The sequence below is a fragment of the Caballeronia sordidicola genome, from assembly GCF_000729995.1.
Taxonomy (GTDB): domain Bacteria; phylum Pseudomonadota; class Gammaproteobacteria; order Burkholderiales; family Burkholderiaceae; genus Caballeronia; species Caballeronia sordidicola_A.
In genome coordinates, this window is record NZ_JNFG01000202.1 from 195,526 (window position 1) to 211,346 (window position 15,821).

15 protein-coding genes and 1 tRNA gene are annotated in these 15,821 nt (G+C 59.7%); 11 read left to right on the top strand and 5 right to left on the bottom strand.

What is annotated here, in order from left to right:
• Positions 1-131 precede the first annotated feature (131 nt).
• The 7 genes from cysS to FH08_RS0141205 all read left to right on the top strand — a co-directional run bounded on the left by cysS (position 132) and on the right by FH08_RS0141205 (position 7,766).
• The gene (cysS, locus tag FH08_RS0141170; protein ID WP_031363944.1) at positions 132-1,550 is read left to right on the top strand and encodes a cysteine--tRNA ligase; all 1,419 of its coding nucleotides are present in this window, start codon (positions 132-134) and stop codon (positions 1,548-1,550) included.
• A 44-nt stretch (positions 1,551-1,594) separates the two neighbouring features.
• The gene (locus FH08_RS0141175; RefSeq protein WP_031363945.1) at positions 1,595-2,671 is read left to right on the top strand and encodes a DNA-3-methyladenine glycosylase family protein; all 1,077 of its coding nucleotides are present in this window, start codon (positions 1,595-1,597) and stop codon (positions 2,669-2,671) included.
• Positions 2,672-2,790: 119 nt separating this feature from the next.
• The gene (locus FH08_RS0141180; protein WP_031363946.1) at positions 2,791-3,762 is read left to right on the top strand and encodes an acetyl-CoA carboxylase carboxyltransferase subunit alpha; all 972 of its coding nucleotides are present in this window, start codon (positions 2,791-2,793) and stop codon (positions 3,760-3,762) included.
• Between the two features lie 116 nt (positions 3,763-3,878).
• Positions 3,879-5,318 carry a tRNA lysidine(34) synthetase TilS gene (gene tilS / locus FH08_RS0141185; protein ID WP_031363947.1) on the top strand — a complete coding sequence of 480 codons (1,440 nt, stop codon included), beginning with the start codon at positions 3,879-3,881 and terminating at the stop codon, positions 5,316-5,318.
• A 473-nt stretch (positions 5,319-5,791) separates the two neighbouring features.
• Entirely contained in the window at positions 5,792-7,042 is a 1,251-nt protein-coding gene (locus tag FH08_RS0141195; protein WP_031363948.1) for an aspartate kinase, read from the top strand.
• Between the two features lie 200 nt (positions 7,043-7,242).
• Positions 7,243-7,336: transfer RNA gene (locus FH08_RS0141200), tRNA-Ser, on the top strand.
• 61 nt (positions 7,337-7,397) lie between these two features.
• Complete coding sequence (locus FH08_RS0141205) at positions 7,398-7,766, top strand: HigA family addiction module antitoxin (RefSeq protein ID WP_051888946.1); 369 nt, start codon at positions 7,398-7,400, stop codon at positions 7,764-7,766.
• A 70-nt stretch (positions 7,767-7,836) separates the two neighbouring features.
• Here the strand turns inward: FH08_RS0141205 and FH08_RS0141210 are convergent, their stop codons facing one another.
• The gene (locus FH08_RS0141210) at positions 7,837-8,625 is read right to left on the bottom strand and encodes a helix-turn-helix domain-containing protein (RefSeq protein ID WP_031363950.1); all 789 of its coding nucleotides are present in this window, start codon (positions 8,623-8,625) and stop codon (positions 7,837-7,839) included.
• Positions 8,626-8,766: 141 nt separating this feature from the next.
• Here FH08_RS0141210 and FH08_RS49840 point away from each other — a divergent pair, with 141 nt between their 5' ends.
• A complete protein-coding gene (locus FH08_RS49840; RefSeq protein WP_051888928.1) occupies positions 8,767-9,492 on the top strand; it encodes a nuclear transport factor 2 family protein in 726 nt (241 codons plus the stop codon).
• A gap of 93 nt (positions 9,493-9,585) precedes the next feature.
• Here FH08_RS49840 and FH08_RS0141220 read toward each other — a convergent pair whose 3' ends face one another.
• The 3 genes from FH08_RS0141220 to FH08_RS0141230 form a co-directional block, all read right to left on the bottom strand.
• Positions 9,586-9,966 (bottom strand): single-stranded DNA-binding protein, encoded by a 381-nt coding sequence (locus FH08_RS0141220; RefSeq protein ID WP_031363952.1) that lies wholly within the window; start codon positions 9,964-9,966, stop codon positions 9,586-9,588.
• Positions 9,967-10,148: 182 nt separating this feature from the next.
• Positions 10,149-10,502: a hypothetical protein gene (locus tag FH08_RS0141225; RefSeq protein ID WP_031363953.1), complete on the bottom strand. Its 354-nt coding sequence runs from the start codon at positions 10,500-10,502 to the stop codon at positions 10,149-10,151.
• Between the two features lie 378 nt (positions 10,503-10,880).
• Entirely contained in the window at positions 10,881-11,450 is a 570-nt protein-coding gene (locus FH08_RS0141230) for a hypothetical protein (protein ID WP_051888930.1), read from the bottom strand.
• Between the two features lie 330 nt (positions 11,451-11,780).
• Here FH08_RS0141230 and FH08_RS0141235 point away from each other — a divergent pair, with 330 nt between their 5' ends.
• Entirely contained in the window at positions 11,781-12,110 is a 330-nt protein-coding gene (locus FH08_RS0141235; RefSeq protein WP_063177220.1) for a hypothetical protein, read from the top strand.
• Between the two features lie 274 nt (positions 12,111-12,384).
• A complete protein-coding gene (locus FH08_RS0141240; protein WP_031363956.1) occupies positions 12,385-12,789 on the top strand; it encodes a hypothetical protein in 405 nt (134 codons plus the stop codon).
• Between the two features lie 95 nt (positions 12,790-12,884).
• Here the strand turns inward: FH08_RS0141240 and fabI are convergent, their stop codons facing one another.
• Positions 12,885-13,682, bottom strand: a complete 798-nt coding sequence (fabI, locus tag FH08_RS0141245; RefSeq protein WP_031363957.1) for an enoyl-ACP reductase FabI — start codon at positions 13,680-13,682, stop codon at positions 12,885-12,887.
• A gap of 230 nt (positions 13,683-13,912) precedes the next feature.
• On the opposite strand from fabI, the gene FH08_RS0141250 reads away from it, so the two are divergent.
• Positions 13,913-15,802 carry an extracellular solute-binding protein gene (locus tag FH08_RS0141250; protein WP_031363958.1) on the top strand — a complete coding sequence of 630 codons (1,890 nt, stop codon included), beginning with the start codon at positions 13,913-13,915 and terminating at the stop codon, positions 15,800-15,802.
• Positions 15,803-15,821 lie beyond the last annotated feature (19 nt).

Here is a 15,821-nt window from a genome sequence, read left to right on the forward strand (position 1 = left end):
TGGTTATCGGCAGCCAAAACAACGCGAGCGAATGCGAACGAACGCGGACCTGCAGCACGTTGTCACAACCGCCGTTACAACATTTGGCCAGCAGTCGAAACACGGATGTCCCGGCCCACGCACCATCGCCTATGAACTCATTGCGCATCTACAACACGCTCGCGCGTGACAAGCAACCTTTCGTGCCGCTCCGTGCCGGAGAAGTGCGCATGTATGTTTGTGGAATCACGGTGTATGACTATTGTCATGTCGGGCACGCACGCATGATGATCGTGTTCGATATTGTCCAGCGCTGGCTTCGCACGCTCGGATTCAACGTGACTTACGTGCGCAACATCACAGACATCGACGACAAGATCATTCGCCGCGCAGTGGAAAACGGCGAGTCGATCAAGGCGTTGACAGGGCGATTCATCCAGGCCATGTATGACGATCTCGATGCGCTCGGCGTAGCCCGCCCGGATCTCGAACCACGTGCGACCGACTTCGTCCCGCAGATGCTCGGCATGATCCAGACGCTCGTGCATAACGGTTATGCGTATCAGGGGAAAGACGGCGACGTGAACTATGCGGTGCGCAAGTTCGAGGGCTACGGCAAGCTGTCGGGCAAGTCGATCGAAGACTTGCGCGCCGGCGAGCGCGTGGCTGCTAACGACGCCAAGCAAGATCCGCTCGACTTCGTATTATGGAAGCGCGCGAAGGAAGGGGAGCCGCCCGACACGGGCTGGGACTCGGCATGGGGGCGCGGCCGGCCGGGCTGGCATATCGAATGTTCGGCCATGGGCTGCACCTTGCTCGGCGATCGATTCGACATTCACGGCGGTGGTCAGGACCTGCAGTTTCCGCACCATGAGAATGAAATTGCGCAGAGCGAGGCGGCAACGGGCGTTCAGTTCGTGAACTACTGGATGCATAACGGCTTTGTGCAGATCGACAGCGAAAAGATGTCGAAGTCGCTCGGCAATTTCTTTACCATCCGCGAAGTCCTCGAAAAATTCGATGCAGAAGTTGTGCGCTTTTTTATTGCGAGGGCACACTATCGTTCGCCGCTCAATTACAGCGACGTTCATATAGAAGATGCACGTGGGGCGCTCACGCGGTTGTATACGGCATTGAAAGACGTGACGCCGGATGCTGGGCCGCTTGACTGGAACGAAGCGCATGCGCAACGTTTTAGCGCCGCGATGAACGACGACTTCAACACGCCGGTTGCGATCGCCGTGTTGTTCGAATTGGCGAGCGAAGTGAATCGCTCGCAGGACACCGTGCTTGCACGTCAATTGAAGGAACTGGCCGCTCTGCTCGGGCTGTTGCAACGCGAGCCGCGTGCGTTTCTTCAGGACACACCGCGAAGCGGTCGCAATAGTGATGGCGAAGAGGCTGCAGAAAACCTCACGCCTGCCGATATAGACAAGATGATCGCCGCTCGCGTTGCTGCGAAGCAGGCAAAGAACTATGCCGAAGCAGACCGGATTCGCGCCGAATTGCTCGAAGCCGGTATTGCACTTGAAGACAAACCGGGTGGGTTGACCGAATGGCGTCGCGCTTAAGCGCCTCTCGTTCCCTTTGATCGACTCGCCAGGTAGGAGGCATGATGGCAACCGCCAGAAAGGCGCCGGCTAAACGAGCCGCGTCCGGTAGTACCGCAGCGCCGCCAAGCAAGGTCGCGCGGCGTGCGCAAGTGAAAACGTCGAAGGTATCGACGCCGGAGGCGAAGCTCGCTAACGGTGCTGCCCTGGATGGAGAACGCAAGACGGCATCGAAAAAACGTGCAGTCAATGGCGTGGCCCATGACGGCGTTGCTAAAACGAACGGTCTCGCTCGTGCACGCAAGACAGTGCGGGCAGCGGCGCCGAAAGCGTCGCTGAAGAAGGCGAGCGGCGACGCCAATGGCGTGCTCGAGGTGAAAGCCGATGAGACCGGCATCAGCGCCGGTGCCACGCAGGCGCTCGTGCGCGCTCCGCAGAACGACGGCGAGATTGTCCGCAAGTCGCGTGCGGTCACGGCCGAGAAAACCGTGCCGGTGCAGACGCCCGGGTTGTCGGCGGAAGCGGCTCGTCCCGAGTATTGGGACAAGGCCTGCGCCGATCTCGTCAAGCGCGACCGTATCCTCAAGAAACTGATTCCGAAGTTTGGCCCGGTGCATCTGATCAATCGCGATGATCCGTTCACCACGCTTGCGCGTTCGGTTGTCGGCCAGCAAATTTCCGTGACGGCTGCTCAGGCCATCTGGAAACGCGTGGAGGGTGCGTGCCCGACGCTCGCGCCGCAGCAGTTCATCAAGGTGGGGCCGGCGAAGTTGCAGTCGTGTGGGTTATCGAAGCGCAAGTCCGAATATATCCTCGACCTCGCGCAGCATTTCGTGTCAGGCGCGCTGCATGTGAATAGCTGGACATCCATGGAAGATGAAGCCGTGATCGCGGAGTTGACGCAGATTCGCGGCATCGGCCGGTGGACGGCGGAAATGTTCCTGATCTTCAACTTGTCTCGCCCGGATGTCCTACCGCTCGACGACCTCGGCCTGATCCAGGCGATCAGCGTCAACTATTTCAGCGGCGAACCCGTGACCCGCAGTGAAGCTCGCGAAGTCGCGGCTAACTGGGAACCGTGGCGCACTGTTGCGACCTGGTACATGTGGCGCAGCCTTTACCCCGTCCCCGCCGTACACTAAATTCTGCCGGTTGCAGTTGTTCGACTATTGATATCTTATAATCGATAGTTGCGACCCGAAATTTAGTGAGGCGGGCGCGGTTAGAATACGCGCTGCCCGATGCTTTAGGATTCGAACATATGAAGACCACGTTTCTGGATTTCGAACAGCCTATCGCTGAACTCGAAGCGAAGATCGAAGAATTGCGCTTCGTTCAGGACGATTCCGCTGTCGATATTTCGGAAGAAATCGAGCGGCTGTCGAAGAAGAGCCAGCAACTCACCAAAGATCTTTATGCAAACCTGACCCCCTGGCAGGTTTCACAGATCGCGCGCCATCCGCAGCGCCCGTACACGCTCGACTATGTGAACGAGCTTTTCACCGACTTCCACGAACTCCACGGCGATCGCTCTTATGCGGACGATCTGGCTATTGTCGGCGGTCTGGCGCGTTTCAACGGCCAGCCGTGCATGGTGATCGGCCAGCAGAAGGGCCGCGACACGAAAGAGCGCGCAGCGCGCAATTTCGGCATGCCGCGCCCGGAGGGGTATCGAAAGGCTGAGCGGCTCATGCGGCTTGCGGAGAAATTCGGCTTGCCGATTTTCACATTCATCGACACCCCCGGTGCGTATCCCGGTATTGGGGCAGAGGAGCGTGGGCAGTCGGAAGCAATCGGCCGTAATCTGTATGTGATGGCCGAACTGAAGACGCCGATTGTGGCGACCATCATCGGCGAAGGCGGTTCTGGCGGCGCGCTCGCCATTGCTGTTGCCGACAGCGTGCTGATGCTGCAATTCTCAACTTATTCGGTGATTTCGCCCGAGGGCTGCGCGTCCATCTTGTGGAAGAGCGCGGCGAAGGCGCCGGAAGCGGCCGAAGCGCTGGGTTTGACGGCTCACCGGTTGAAGGCATTGGGACTGATCGACAAGATCGTCAACGAGCCGCTGGGCGGCGCGCATCGCGATCCGAAAGGCATGGCTGCATTGCTGCGCCGTGCATTAGCCGATACGCTGCGCCAGTTCCACGGCATGAATGCGCTAGACGTTCGCGCGCGCCGCTTCGACAAGCTGATGGCATACGGCAAGTTCAAGGAAAACCTGCCGGGTGCGTGAAGCTTGAGTGCGGCGCTCACGCTTCCCTCCATGCAGTTTGCCCTGACAGGCTGCCGTTAAGGTGCCTCGAAGGTGCCTCGAAGGTGCCGTGCAGGCAACTTAACAAGCCGACTTCCGTGACATCCTCCGACATTGATACTCCCGCCAGCCGCCTCGTGATCGATGCGGTGCGCGCGGCGTTCGTCGATGTGCTGGCTTCCCCTGAACCCTGCATCGCCGTTGCCCTCAGCGGCGGTCTCGACTCGACCGCGCTGCTCGATGCCGCCGTTCGATGCGCGGGACAAACGCGTGTCATCGCGTTGCACATTCATCACGGCTTGAGTCCGAACGCCGACGCCTGGGCCGCACATTGTCACGCGTTCGCGCAAACGTTGGATGTCCCGTTCGCGTCGCGTCAGGTCGACGTGGTGCGCGAAGGCGGCGAGAGTCTGGAAGCGGCGGCGCGGGACGCGCGTTATCGCGCGCTCGATGAGTTGTGCGCCGAGCACGGCGCAAGCGCGTTGTGGCTCGCGCATCATGCCGACGATCAGGCGGAAACCGTGTTGCTGCAATTGCTGCGCGGCGCGGGCGTGGCCGGGCTTGCTGCGATGGCGCCGCAACGCGCCGATGGCGCCTCCACGCCGCGCGTGCGGCCGTTATTGCATCTGTTGCGTGCACAACTCGAGCATTACGCGCATGAACGCGATCTACGCTGGATCGACGACGAATCGAACGCCGATACCCGCTATGCCCGCAACGCACTGCGTCATGACGTGCTACCTGCACTCGCTGTGCATTTCCCCGGTTTCCGCGATGCGCTCGCGCGGACCGCGTCGCATGCGGCATCGGCGCAGAGGTTGCTCGATGAACTCGCGCGTATCGATATGACTTCGGCGCAAGGTGACGATGAGGGGGCGCTGACCTTGTCAGCGGTACTCGCTTTCGACGATGAACGCGCAATCAACTTGCTGCGCTACTGGATGCGTTCGCTCGGTCTGCAGGCGGCATCGGCGGCGCGTATTGGCGAGGTGCTGCGGCAATTGCGCGACGCCGCAGTTTCCAGGGACGGCCACGCATTGCGCATCGATCACGCCGGGTCTTGCTTGCGGGCGTATCGTAACGCGATCTTTTGGGAAAAGGGCGACAGCGCGGACCCCGCCGATCTCGACGATGGGGCAAATCCCGCCCGCATGGCGAGTGTACTCAACTGGGATGGCGAAAGTATCTGGCGCCTGCCGCATTGGCGCGGGACGTTTGTGTTCAAGCCCGCGGAGTCAGACGATGCAGACGCGGTTTCCGAAGCCACGCTGCGCGCGGCGCCACTTTGCGCGCGTTCGCGCGCGGGTGGCGAGCGCTTGCGCCTGAGTGCGGATGGACCGGGCCGGACACTGAAAAACCTGTTTCAGGAGCGCGGTGTGCCGGGCTGGAAACGCGACGTCCCGCTGGTGTTTCTCGGCGAGACCTTGTTGTTCGTGCCGTCGATCGGCGTCAATCGGGCATGCACCGAAGTCAGCGGTAAGGGCGATCAGGTCAGGTATAGGCGGATCGAGTGGCAACCGGATCTCGTGATTGCCTGACCTCGAACGGCTAGCGGACGCACACGCACGCTGTATCTGCACGGGTCCTGGCGAGCGAAACCCCATCTGCCCCGATTTCTCCGTGTCTCATGCGCGCGAATAAATCCCGGTATGCTTTTCTTGCGGACACCTACGAACGGCCCTCGAGCGAGTCGAATCGCCCGTTCCGGCTTGTGTTTTAGACCTCGATCGGGTACGTTTACCGGTTTCCCGCAACGCTTTTCAAGCAGCTTTTCCGTCCAGAAGACGCGTTTTTAGCCGCCGGAATTGCATTTTGCGCGCGAGCCATCCTTGCGCGTGCGGCTACCGCGCTTCGTCGTCACGCTTAAGTCGTCGATCGCACCGATCCAGGGCGTTGCTTGTGTTTTCGTCAAGCGGCTTCTGATCCAATACGTGAAACATGTGCAGCACGTGCAATACGCGGCGCATCAAACGGCGCGCGAGCGCGGCTTTTCCTCCTGTTCAAAACGACAATGGCACTCATCGTACATAAATACGGCGGCACTTCGATGGGCTCGGTCGAGCGCATCAAGAACGTCGCCAAGCGCGTCGCGAAATGGCACAAGGCCGGCCACAAGATGGTCGTCGTCCCGTCGGCCATGTCCGGCGAAACGAACCGCCTGCTAGGCCTCGCGCGCGAAATCACCGCCCACCCCGACCCACGCGAACTCGACATGATCGCCTCAACCGGCGAGCAAGTCAGCGTCGGACTGCTCGCGATTGCGTTGCAAGCGGAAGGGCTGGAAGCGGTCAGCTACGCCGGCTGGCAAGTGCCGATCAAGACCGACAGCGCGTTCACGAAAGCACGCATTAGCGACATCGACGGCACGCGTGTGCTCGCCGATCTCGACGCAGGCAAGGTCGTGGTGGTCACAGGCTTCCAGGGCGTCGATCCGGACGGGCATATTGCCACGCTGGGACGCGGTGGTTCGGACACATCGGCGGTCGCGATTGCGGCGGCGTTGAAAGCCGACGAATGCCTGATCTATACGGACGTTGACGGTGTCTACACCACGGACCCGCGCGTGGTTGAAGAAGCGCGCAGGCTGGATCGCGTGACGTTCGAAGAGATGCTGGAAATGGCGAGCCTCGGGTCGAAGGTGCTGCAGATCCGCTCGGTGGAATTCGCCGGCAAATATCAGGTCAAGACGCGCGTGTTGTCGAGCCTGACGGACCCGTTGATTCCGCTCGAAACCGAAATGCGCTCGGGCACCCTGATTACTTTTGAAGAAGACGAGACCATGGAAAAAGCTGTTATCTCGGGCATCGCATTTCAGCGCGACGAAGCGCGCATTGCCGTGATGGGCGTGCCCGACAAGCCGGGTATTGCGTACCAGATCCTCGGACCGGTGGCCGATGCGAATATCGATATCGACATGATCATTCAGAACACGAGCGTGGACGGTAAGACCGACTTTACGTTCACGGTTGGCCGCGGCGATTACGCGCATGCCATGGAGATCCTGTCGAGCCAGGTGAAGGACCACGTGAAGGCCGAGCAGGTGCGTGGCGATCCGAAGGTGTCGAAGGTGTCGGTGGTTGGCGTGGGCATGCGCTCGCATGTGGGTATTGCGAGCACGATGTTCCGTACGCTGGCGGAAGAGGGCATCAATATCCAGATGATCTCGACGTCGGAGATCAAGATCTCGGTGCTTATCGACGAAAAATATACCGAGCTCGCCGTGCGCGCGCTGCATAAGGTATTTGAGCTCGATCGCGGCTGAAGACACGCGGGAAACGGCGCGGGTGTGTCAGTGCAGGGTGTTTTATGGCTGTGGTCGAAATGGGCCGCGCAATAAGCTGCAACGTGCTGTTTGATGCAATTCACGAGATGAAAAATTTTGTCTCATGAAATTGACCCGCGGCGGCTAACCCGCTATCATCTTGGCTTCGTCGCGCTGACTCCCGCGTGACAGAAAGTGCAGGAGACGTGGCCGAGAGGTTGAAGGTACTCCCCTGCTAAGGGAGCATCTGGGCTAAAACCTGGATCGAGGGTTCGAATCCCTCCGTCTCCGCCAGAAGAATGCAAAGCCCCGTAGGTCTAACGACTTACGGGGTTTTTGTTTTTTGGGGCGCGAAATGAATCATAGGCGGCGAACGTTGATTCAACGCTATCCCCCACATCCTGGCTCGCTGCTGCGCGAGGATGTTTTGCCGGCTCTGGGTCTTACGGTAAGCGAGGCGGCCGAGCAACTCGGCGTGTCCCGTGCGACCCTCTCACGGGTTATCAATGAGCACGCTGCTATCAGTCCGGAGATGGCTGCGAGGCTTGAGCAGTGGAAAACCGGATCATCCGCGCTCGGCTGGTTGCAAATGCAAGTCAAATACGACATGTGGCAACTTCGCGCGAAGGGAATTCCAAAGGTCGCTCCGGCGCGCCCCGGCGTGCACGCCCAGGCCGCTCGAGCGCCCGTGGTTACGGATGGAGCGCACGCATTGGCCTACTGACTTGACCGGCGGGTGGTTAGTGTACCGGTTCAAGATATTTCGTCAGGTTGACTAATGAAGTAGTCAACCCTCAACGCCTCAACACCACCGCAGTCGCTTCATCCGCCGGGAAAAACAACTCGATCGCCAGCTCAGACAACGTAATATCGATCGGCGTACCGAACATCATCGTCGTACTAATGAATGACAGCTGTCCCACAGCCGTGCTCAGCACGAATGGGATAACGATAGAGGATTCCCCCGCGTCATCCCGACTGGATCCCCCCGGATAACTCTTCAACTCATCGCGCAATGCGCCCAACTGCGGATCGGCCGTGAGTGCGATTTGACGTTCCAACCGTTCCAGCAAATGCGTGCGCCATTGCGCGAGATTCACAATCTTCGACGCCAACCCTCGCGGATGCAGACTCAACCGCAGCACATTCACCGGCGCCTCGAGCAGAGACGGATCAGCATCGGCGATAAGCGTAGCAACCGCACCATTCGCCGACACCAAGTTCCAATGCCGGTCGATAGCCAATGCCGGATACGGCTCATGCCCCTTCAGGATTTGCTCGACTGCGGTTCGGGCGGGCTGCATCGATTGATCCGTGAGTGAGCGCTCCTGAAACACCGGCGCGAATCCTGCCGCTGTCAGCAACTCGTTTCGTTCACGCAGCGGCACATCGAGATACTCGGCGAGCCTCAGCACCATCGCGCGGCTCGGTGCAGCGCGCCCCGTTTCGATAAAACTCAGATGCCGACTCGAAATCTCCGCTTCGCTGGCCAGATAAAGCTGGCTCATGCGCCGTCGCTCGCGCCAGTGCCTGATCATTGGGCCAATACCGATACCAACAGCCATCGCAGTCAATGTGTTCATGTTCGTACCTTATCAAACCGCCGCTCGTGGCTCCATTACCTGCCAGGTAATCGACTCACGACATGCGCGTCCCGATGATTGCTCCCAGGCCGCGCTAATCCAGTGCCGCCATAGCCTCGAAGACTATCGAAGGAGAGAATCATGACTGAGCATGACGTGCTGGTGGGCCGTTATATCGATACATGGAACGAGACGAATCCGTCGCGACGGGACGCTCTCGCCGTGCAGGTGTTGCTCGACGGCGCTCGCTACACCGACCCCATGATGAGCAGCACCGGCCCGAACGGATTCGCCGAGATGATCGGCGCATTTCAGGCGCAAATGCCGGGGTTGACGTTCGAGCGAGTCGGCGGAATTGATGCGACGGGCGCGATGGTGCGCTTCAGTTGGCGTCTGGTCGATGCCACCGGCCGGCAACTGGCGAGCGGGACGGACGTCGGCGAATTTTCCATCGATGGACGGTTCGCCGGCATTACCGGCTTTCTCGACAGTACGCTGATGGGCCCGGCATGGTGCGTGGAGAAGTCCGCCGCGTTTTGGGCTGCTCCCGACTTCAGCCGGCCGAGCGATGAACTGGCGGCGGATATCGAAGGATATTGGCCGGGTTTGCACGCGCCGTTGAAGGGCGTGGAGGCCTATGTGCGGCCGCTGCATGAACTGCTGCGCCACGTTCCGGATTTCAGGCTGGAGGTCGCCGACCACGCGAGTCGCGGCGATACAGTCTTCATCCGATGGATTGCCACGGGGACGCACGGCGATGTGCCGCTGCGCTTTGAAGGAGTGGACTGCGTGCGTCACAGCAATGGCCAAGTTTATGAAAACCGGATCTACTGCGATCATCCGTTGATTCGTGAGTTGAACCGCTAGCGGAATCGGCGAGCATGTTCTTCTTCGATCGGGCAGGGCGCTCGGGCCGACATGCCTGACCTGGCGCCCGAGCCCCCGAGCCCCCGAGCGCACTCAGACTTCGTCGTCGTCCAGATCGTCAGGACCTTGCAGGTCCGTTTGTCCCGCTTCACCGCGTATTGCCCGACGCTTTCGCTGCACATGGTAGGCCGTCAGCACCGCGTGCACGACCATGTCCAGCGCCGGCTTCGCGTTGCCTTGCTTGTCAGTCCAGGTTTTCGGCGTGAGTGCGCCGGCGAGCGATACGCTGTCGCCGTCATCGAGCGCCTGGAGCGCGTCCTTGACGGTGTCGTCGAAGGCGATCACGTTCACGAACAGGCTCTCGCCGTCGCCCGCCGAAGCGCGAACCCGGCATGTCACGAAGTGAGTGCCGTGCTGACCCGTACGCACTTGCGCCGTGCCGTAGAGACGTCCGGAAACCAGGCCGTCGATCATGGTGTGCCTCTCCAAAATTCAGCGATTGTCTCACTCGCGCGCAGACGTTTCACGGCGGCATGGATCAGGTGGGATTTAAATCGTGTTTGCCTGGCGGTCGAAGCAGCATCAAGCATTCAACCCGTTCGGAATTTAACGAGGTGCCACTACCTTGCGCGCTCGCCGTGCGCATCTGTGCACGTCTACTTCCGCTTCGCTTCCTCTAGACACGCTGCCAGCTTCTCGAAATAGTCGAGCGCCTTGCGCGTGGGTACGACTGTCTTGGACCGAAGATCCGTGCTCGATTCGTCGACCGAGACAAGTCCTTCCTGTCTGAGTCGCGCGAGTTTGCGGTGCACCGTCGCCGGCGCGCCCGCAGCCGATAACGCCATCGTCTCGGTCACGGTCAGCGTACGCCCCGCGTGCCAAGCCGCCGTCAGCGCCTCGAGCAGCCGTTCTTCGGCGGCATCGAGTTTGGGAACGGACGGCAACGCCTGTACCGCCTGAGCGAGGTTCAGGAAGCGAAAATAGGTATCTACAAGGTGTTTTTTTGCCATGGTGGCGGACTCAAAATCCATCTGTGAATCATAGCATCGCCAGTAAACTGCTTCCTGAACCCTTATCAGTTTGATAATTAAATGTTACGATTTGTGAAAGAGGGTGTGTATCAGCGCAAGAAGGTGACGCGCACCTAGACCTGAGAGAGATTAAAAAAACGAGCGCGTTGCCCTGCGGCTGGAAGCAGGGCAACGTAGCCGATCGAACAAACTAAAAGGCGTCACGTACGCATCGCAAGGCGGCAATAGCGATGTGCTTCAGCACGCAACACACGTGCGACTCAAAAGCCGCACGCATGCGGTTCACGCTGCGGCCTGATCTTTCTTTGCGCAACCGCGAGAAACGGTCGGATTGACAGACGCCGTAACGCCTTGTCCTCAACGTGGGCGCGATGCCCGATGCATCGACGCATGCATACGCGTGACAAACCAAAGACCCAGCTTGAGCGTGTAGATAATCACGAGCGTACCGGTCAGATCCCCGATGAACATTACGATAAAACGTTCACCGACATTGACGGTATCGCCCGCCAGTGCACACCACGCTTGCTGCATAGCCGGCCCCGCGAGCGCATAGAGGAGAATCAGGACCAACAGACGTCCGGCCGTGAGATTCACGAGTGACGCACTGAGTCCGAGTTTGCGCCTGGCGAAGAGGTACACGAGATACGGCGCGAGCGCCGAAATAATGCCGCCGAATGTCGCGCGAACCGGATCGTCCGGGAAATAATAAAAGAAACAACTGATCCACGACGCGATGAGTATCCCAATCGCACCCAGCGCGCCGAACAACAGCGTGCACAGCAGACGGATGCCGGCAGGCAGGTAGATCCAGTTGACGCCGCGCACGAACTCCGAATGCCTGAAAATCCATTCATTCGCGACCAGCGCCAGCAGGAAGACGAGGATAGTGCCGCAGACCACGGCGAGGTGATGACGGATATACATAGCTAAATCAGGAGCCCAAACGCGGTCGCGCGCAAGCCGGCGGGAGGCAAAAACTGAACCGTCGCCCGGCACGTTGCTAACGTCACCCGGGCTGCTGTGATTGATGAACGATATGTGCTTTACCAGCTCAATTCTATCAGCGCACCTCGAAATGCTCGCGGCGCGAGCCCAATCCAGCGAGCATCGGGCGAGAAGGGGCGCTCAACAAAAGAAATGTTGTGTCACACCCTGCTGGCAGTCGTAATTCGGAGTTACCAACTTGAAACATTTAAGCCGGGTCGTTCCGCTAAGATTTACTCAACGAACCTACTCCGTTGAGGTGCACTTAAAATGAACAACAAACTGAAGACTTCCATTCTTGCCGGCGCAATTGCAATCGGGGCGCTCGGAATTTCTGGCGCGGCGATGGCCCAGGTGCGCGTTGGTATCAATGTCGGCGTGCCCGTGCCGGTGTACGTTGCGCCGCAGCCGGTCTACGCACCGCCACCGCCACCCGTCGTCTACGCGCCGCCCCCGCCAGTGTATGTAGGCGCGCCGGTCGTGGTAATCGGCTGGCACGGCGATCGTTACTGGGACGGCCGCCGCTACTGGAACCGTAACGACTGGAACCACTATCACGGCGGGCATTACGACCATTACGACCATCGCGGCTACCACTAAAGACGTCTGCGGTCCGCCTGAAGAGACAGCATCCGTCAGATATCTGGCCCCAAGGCCATCCGGCGAAAGCCGGGTGGCCTTTGTCTATAGAGGCGTCCCACTTTCCCTTCGGCACTCCCCAAGATTACGGTTTTTCATGATGTAACAAAGAGTAAGGTTTCAGCAGACGATACCTCCCGCTGCCGAACAACTTACAAAGTTGAAGTACCGGATTGAAGGCGATCCGCTATATTCGCTTCCACCTGAACAATGACGGCCAGAGGCGCGCCTTTACATGAACAAGCTAAAAAGCATCCGGATCCTGACTGGCGTTGCCGGTCTGTGCCTCGCGACGATATCCGGCCTTGCCCACGCCCAAGTGCGGCTGGGCATCAACATTGGTATTCCCGCGCCCGTGTACGTCGCGCCGCAGCCTTACTATGCGCCACCGCCGCCGCCGGTCATCTATCAACCGGCTCCCGTGTACGCGCAGCCGCAGATCGTGATCGGCTGGTATGGCAATCGGTACTATGATGGCCGCCGCTATTGGGGACGTGATGAGTGGTATCGGCACAACGGTGGCCGTTATGGTCATGGCGGCCCGGGATACGGCGGTCATGGTGGGAACTACAACCACGGTGGGAATTACAACCATGGCGGGAATGGCGGCCACGGCGGAAACGGCTACCACCACAATTAAACGCCCTCGTTGGATGCATTAAAAAGGCCGTCCCGCGTAAGCGGGACGGCCTTTGCTTTGTGCCGCGGAAGAAGCGTGCCGCTGCTATCGGATTATTACTCCGACACCGCTTGCGCACCCATCCCGCCGACCACCGCATTAAATCCGCTATCGACGTGGACGATCTCGGCGCTCACGCCGCCCGCCAGATCCGACAACAGGAACGCGGCCACATTGCCGACCTGATCGATGGTCACGTTGCGCCGCAACGGCGCGTTGTTTTCGACGAACTCGAGAATCTTGCCAAAACCCTTGATGCCGCTCGCTGCCAGCGTCTTGATCGGACCCGCCGAAATGCCATTCACGCGCACGCCCTTGTCTCCAAGCGACACCGCCAGATAACGCACGCTGGCCTCAAGCGATGCCTTGGCCAGGCCCATCGTGTTGTAGTTCGGGATCGCGCGCTCGGCGCCCAGGTAACTCAGCGTGAGCAACGAGGCCTCGGGGGAGAGCATCGATTGCGCGGCTTTGGCGAGCGCCGGGAAGCTGTACGCGGAAATATCGTGGGCGATGCGGAAGTTCTCGCGCGTCATGCCGTCGAGGAAATTCCCCGCGATGGCTTCGCGCGGCGCAAAGCCGATGGAATGCACGAGACCGTCGAGCGTGTCCCAGCGTTCTTTCAGCGAGACGAAGAGGGCGTCGATTTCTTCGTCGCTGCCCACGTCGCACGGAAACACGAGATCGCTGCCGAATTCGGTCGCGAACTCGGTGATGCGGTCCTTGAAGCGCTCCCCCACATAGGTAAATGCGAGTTCGGCGCCTTCGCGCTTGCAAGCCGCGGCGATGCCATAGGCGATCGAGCGGTTCGATAACAAGCCCGTCAGCAGAATCCGTTTTCCAGCGAGAAATCCCATGAATGCTCCTTAAGAAGTCGATATCGCACATGCGCGGACTGAGCGCGCGCAAGCCTTGCGCACGTCGTTACAATGCCCGGGACAGTGGTTTTAGTAGAATTCTCTCACATCGCCTCATGTGGCTTAAGGCGCGCAGCGCTTAGGGCTTCCCGGAGTTAGCTCGAGAACGCTCTTAAGCGAGGCAGGCTGTTTTCCCGATCATCGATTCACTGGTACTTATAAAGGCACTCATGGCGACTGGCTCCCGACGGGTCCTCGGTCTTCTGTTTGGAAGCTTGCTGATCGGCTTCGGCGGGCTAGCGGTACCGAAAGCGGCGTTGGCCGTGTATGCCATCGCGCAGTATGGCGAGCCGAAATATCCCGCTGATTTCAAGCACTTCGACTATGTGAATCCGGACGCGCCCCAGGGCGGCACGCTCGTTCTGGCAAATCCGAACCGGCTTACGAGCTTCGATAAATTCAATCCGTTCACGCAACGCGGCAACCCCGCGCCCGGGCTCGGCTATATGTTCGAGAGTTTGACAACGGGCAGTCTTGATGAGGTATCGACGGTGTATGGTCTGCTCGCCGATGACATCAGCATCGCGCCCGATGGCCTCTCCACCACGTTCCACATCAACCCGAAAGCGCGCTTTTCGAATGGCGATCCGGTCACCGCGGAAGACGTCAAATACTCGTTCGACACGCTCAAAAGCCCGCAGTCCGCGCCGCAATATGCCGTGCTTTTCGGCCAGATTTCGCGTGTGGTCGTTCTTGATCCGCTGACCATTCGCTTCGACTTCAAGGTGCGCACGCGGGAGATGCCGTTTATAGCAGGCTCGATACCGGTGTTCTCGCACAAGTGGGGGATGAAGCCCGACGGCAGCCACATTCCCTTCGATCAACTCGCGTTTCAGAAGCCGATAACAAGCGGCCCGTATCTCATCGAACAATACGACAACGGTCGCACGCTCACCCTCAAGCGCGACCCTTCGTATTGGGGCAACACGTTGCCGGTACGCGTGGGCACGTTTAACTTCGAGCGCATTACATACAAGCTCTATTCGGATGGCGTGGCGCGGCTCGAGGCGTTCAAGGCCGGTGAGTACGACGCGCTGGTCGAATATGTTGCGCGCAACTGGGTGCGTCGCGACATCGGCAAACGCTTTGACAACGGCGAGCTGATCAAGCGCGAATTCCGCAACCACAACGGCACGGGCATGCAGGGCTTTTTCATCAACCTGCGCCGGCCGATTTTCCAGGACGTGCGCGTGCGTCAGGCCCTCGATCTGGCGTTCGACTTCCAGTGGCTGAACCGGCAACTGTTTTTCAGCCAGTACACGCGCACCGACAGCTTCTTTGCAAACACCGATCTACAAGCGACAGGTAAGCCGAGCGCGGGCGAACTCGCGATCCTCTCGCCTTTGCGCGCACAACTCGATCCTGTTGTATTCGGGGACGTCGTGAAGCAGCCCGACACCGATCCACCCGGGTCACTGCGCGCGAACCTGATCAAGGCGCGCAAGCTGCTGGCCGATGCGGGCTGGACGTATAGAAATGGCGCGTTGCGCAACGCGAAGGGCCAGCCGTTCGTGTTTGAGATCCTCGATGACTCGGGTGGTGGATCATCGATGGAACCCGTGGTCGCAACATACCAGCGCAACTTGCAGAAGCTGGGGATTGTCGCGAATTTCCGTACGGTCGACTTCGCATTGATCCAGAAGCGGTTGGACGCATTCGACTTCGACATGACGAGCCTGCGTATGCCCGACGTGCAGATTCCGGGCACCGAACAGGAGTCGCGTTTTGGCAGCAAGTCCGCCGATCAGCAGGGCTCGGATAACTATATCGGCGTGAAGTCGCCGGCCGTGGACTCAATCGTGCATACCTTGCTCGGCGCGCAGACACGCGAACAGCTTCTCGATGCCACCCACGTGCTCGACCGGGTCCTGATGCATGGCTACTATGTAATCCCGCATTGGTACACGGCGTCGCATCGGGTGGCGTATCGAAACACGCTCGCGTATCCGGCGACCTTGCCGCTGTATTACACCGCCGAGGACTGGATCACATCGATATGGTGGATCAAGCCACCTGCCGCCGCGTCCACCTCTGCGTCGGCCGCTGCGGCCGCCAAGTAAATCCACGCACTTAATCACT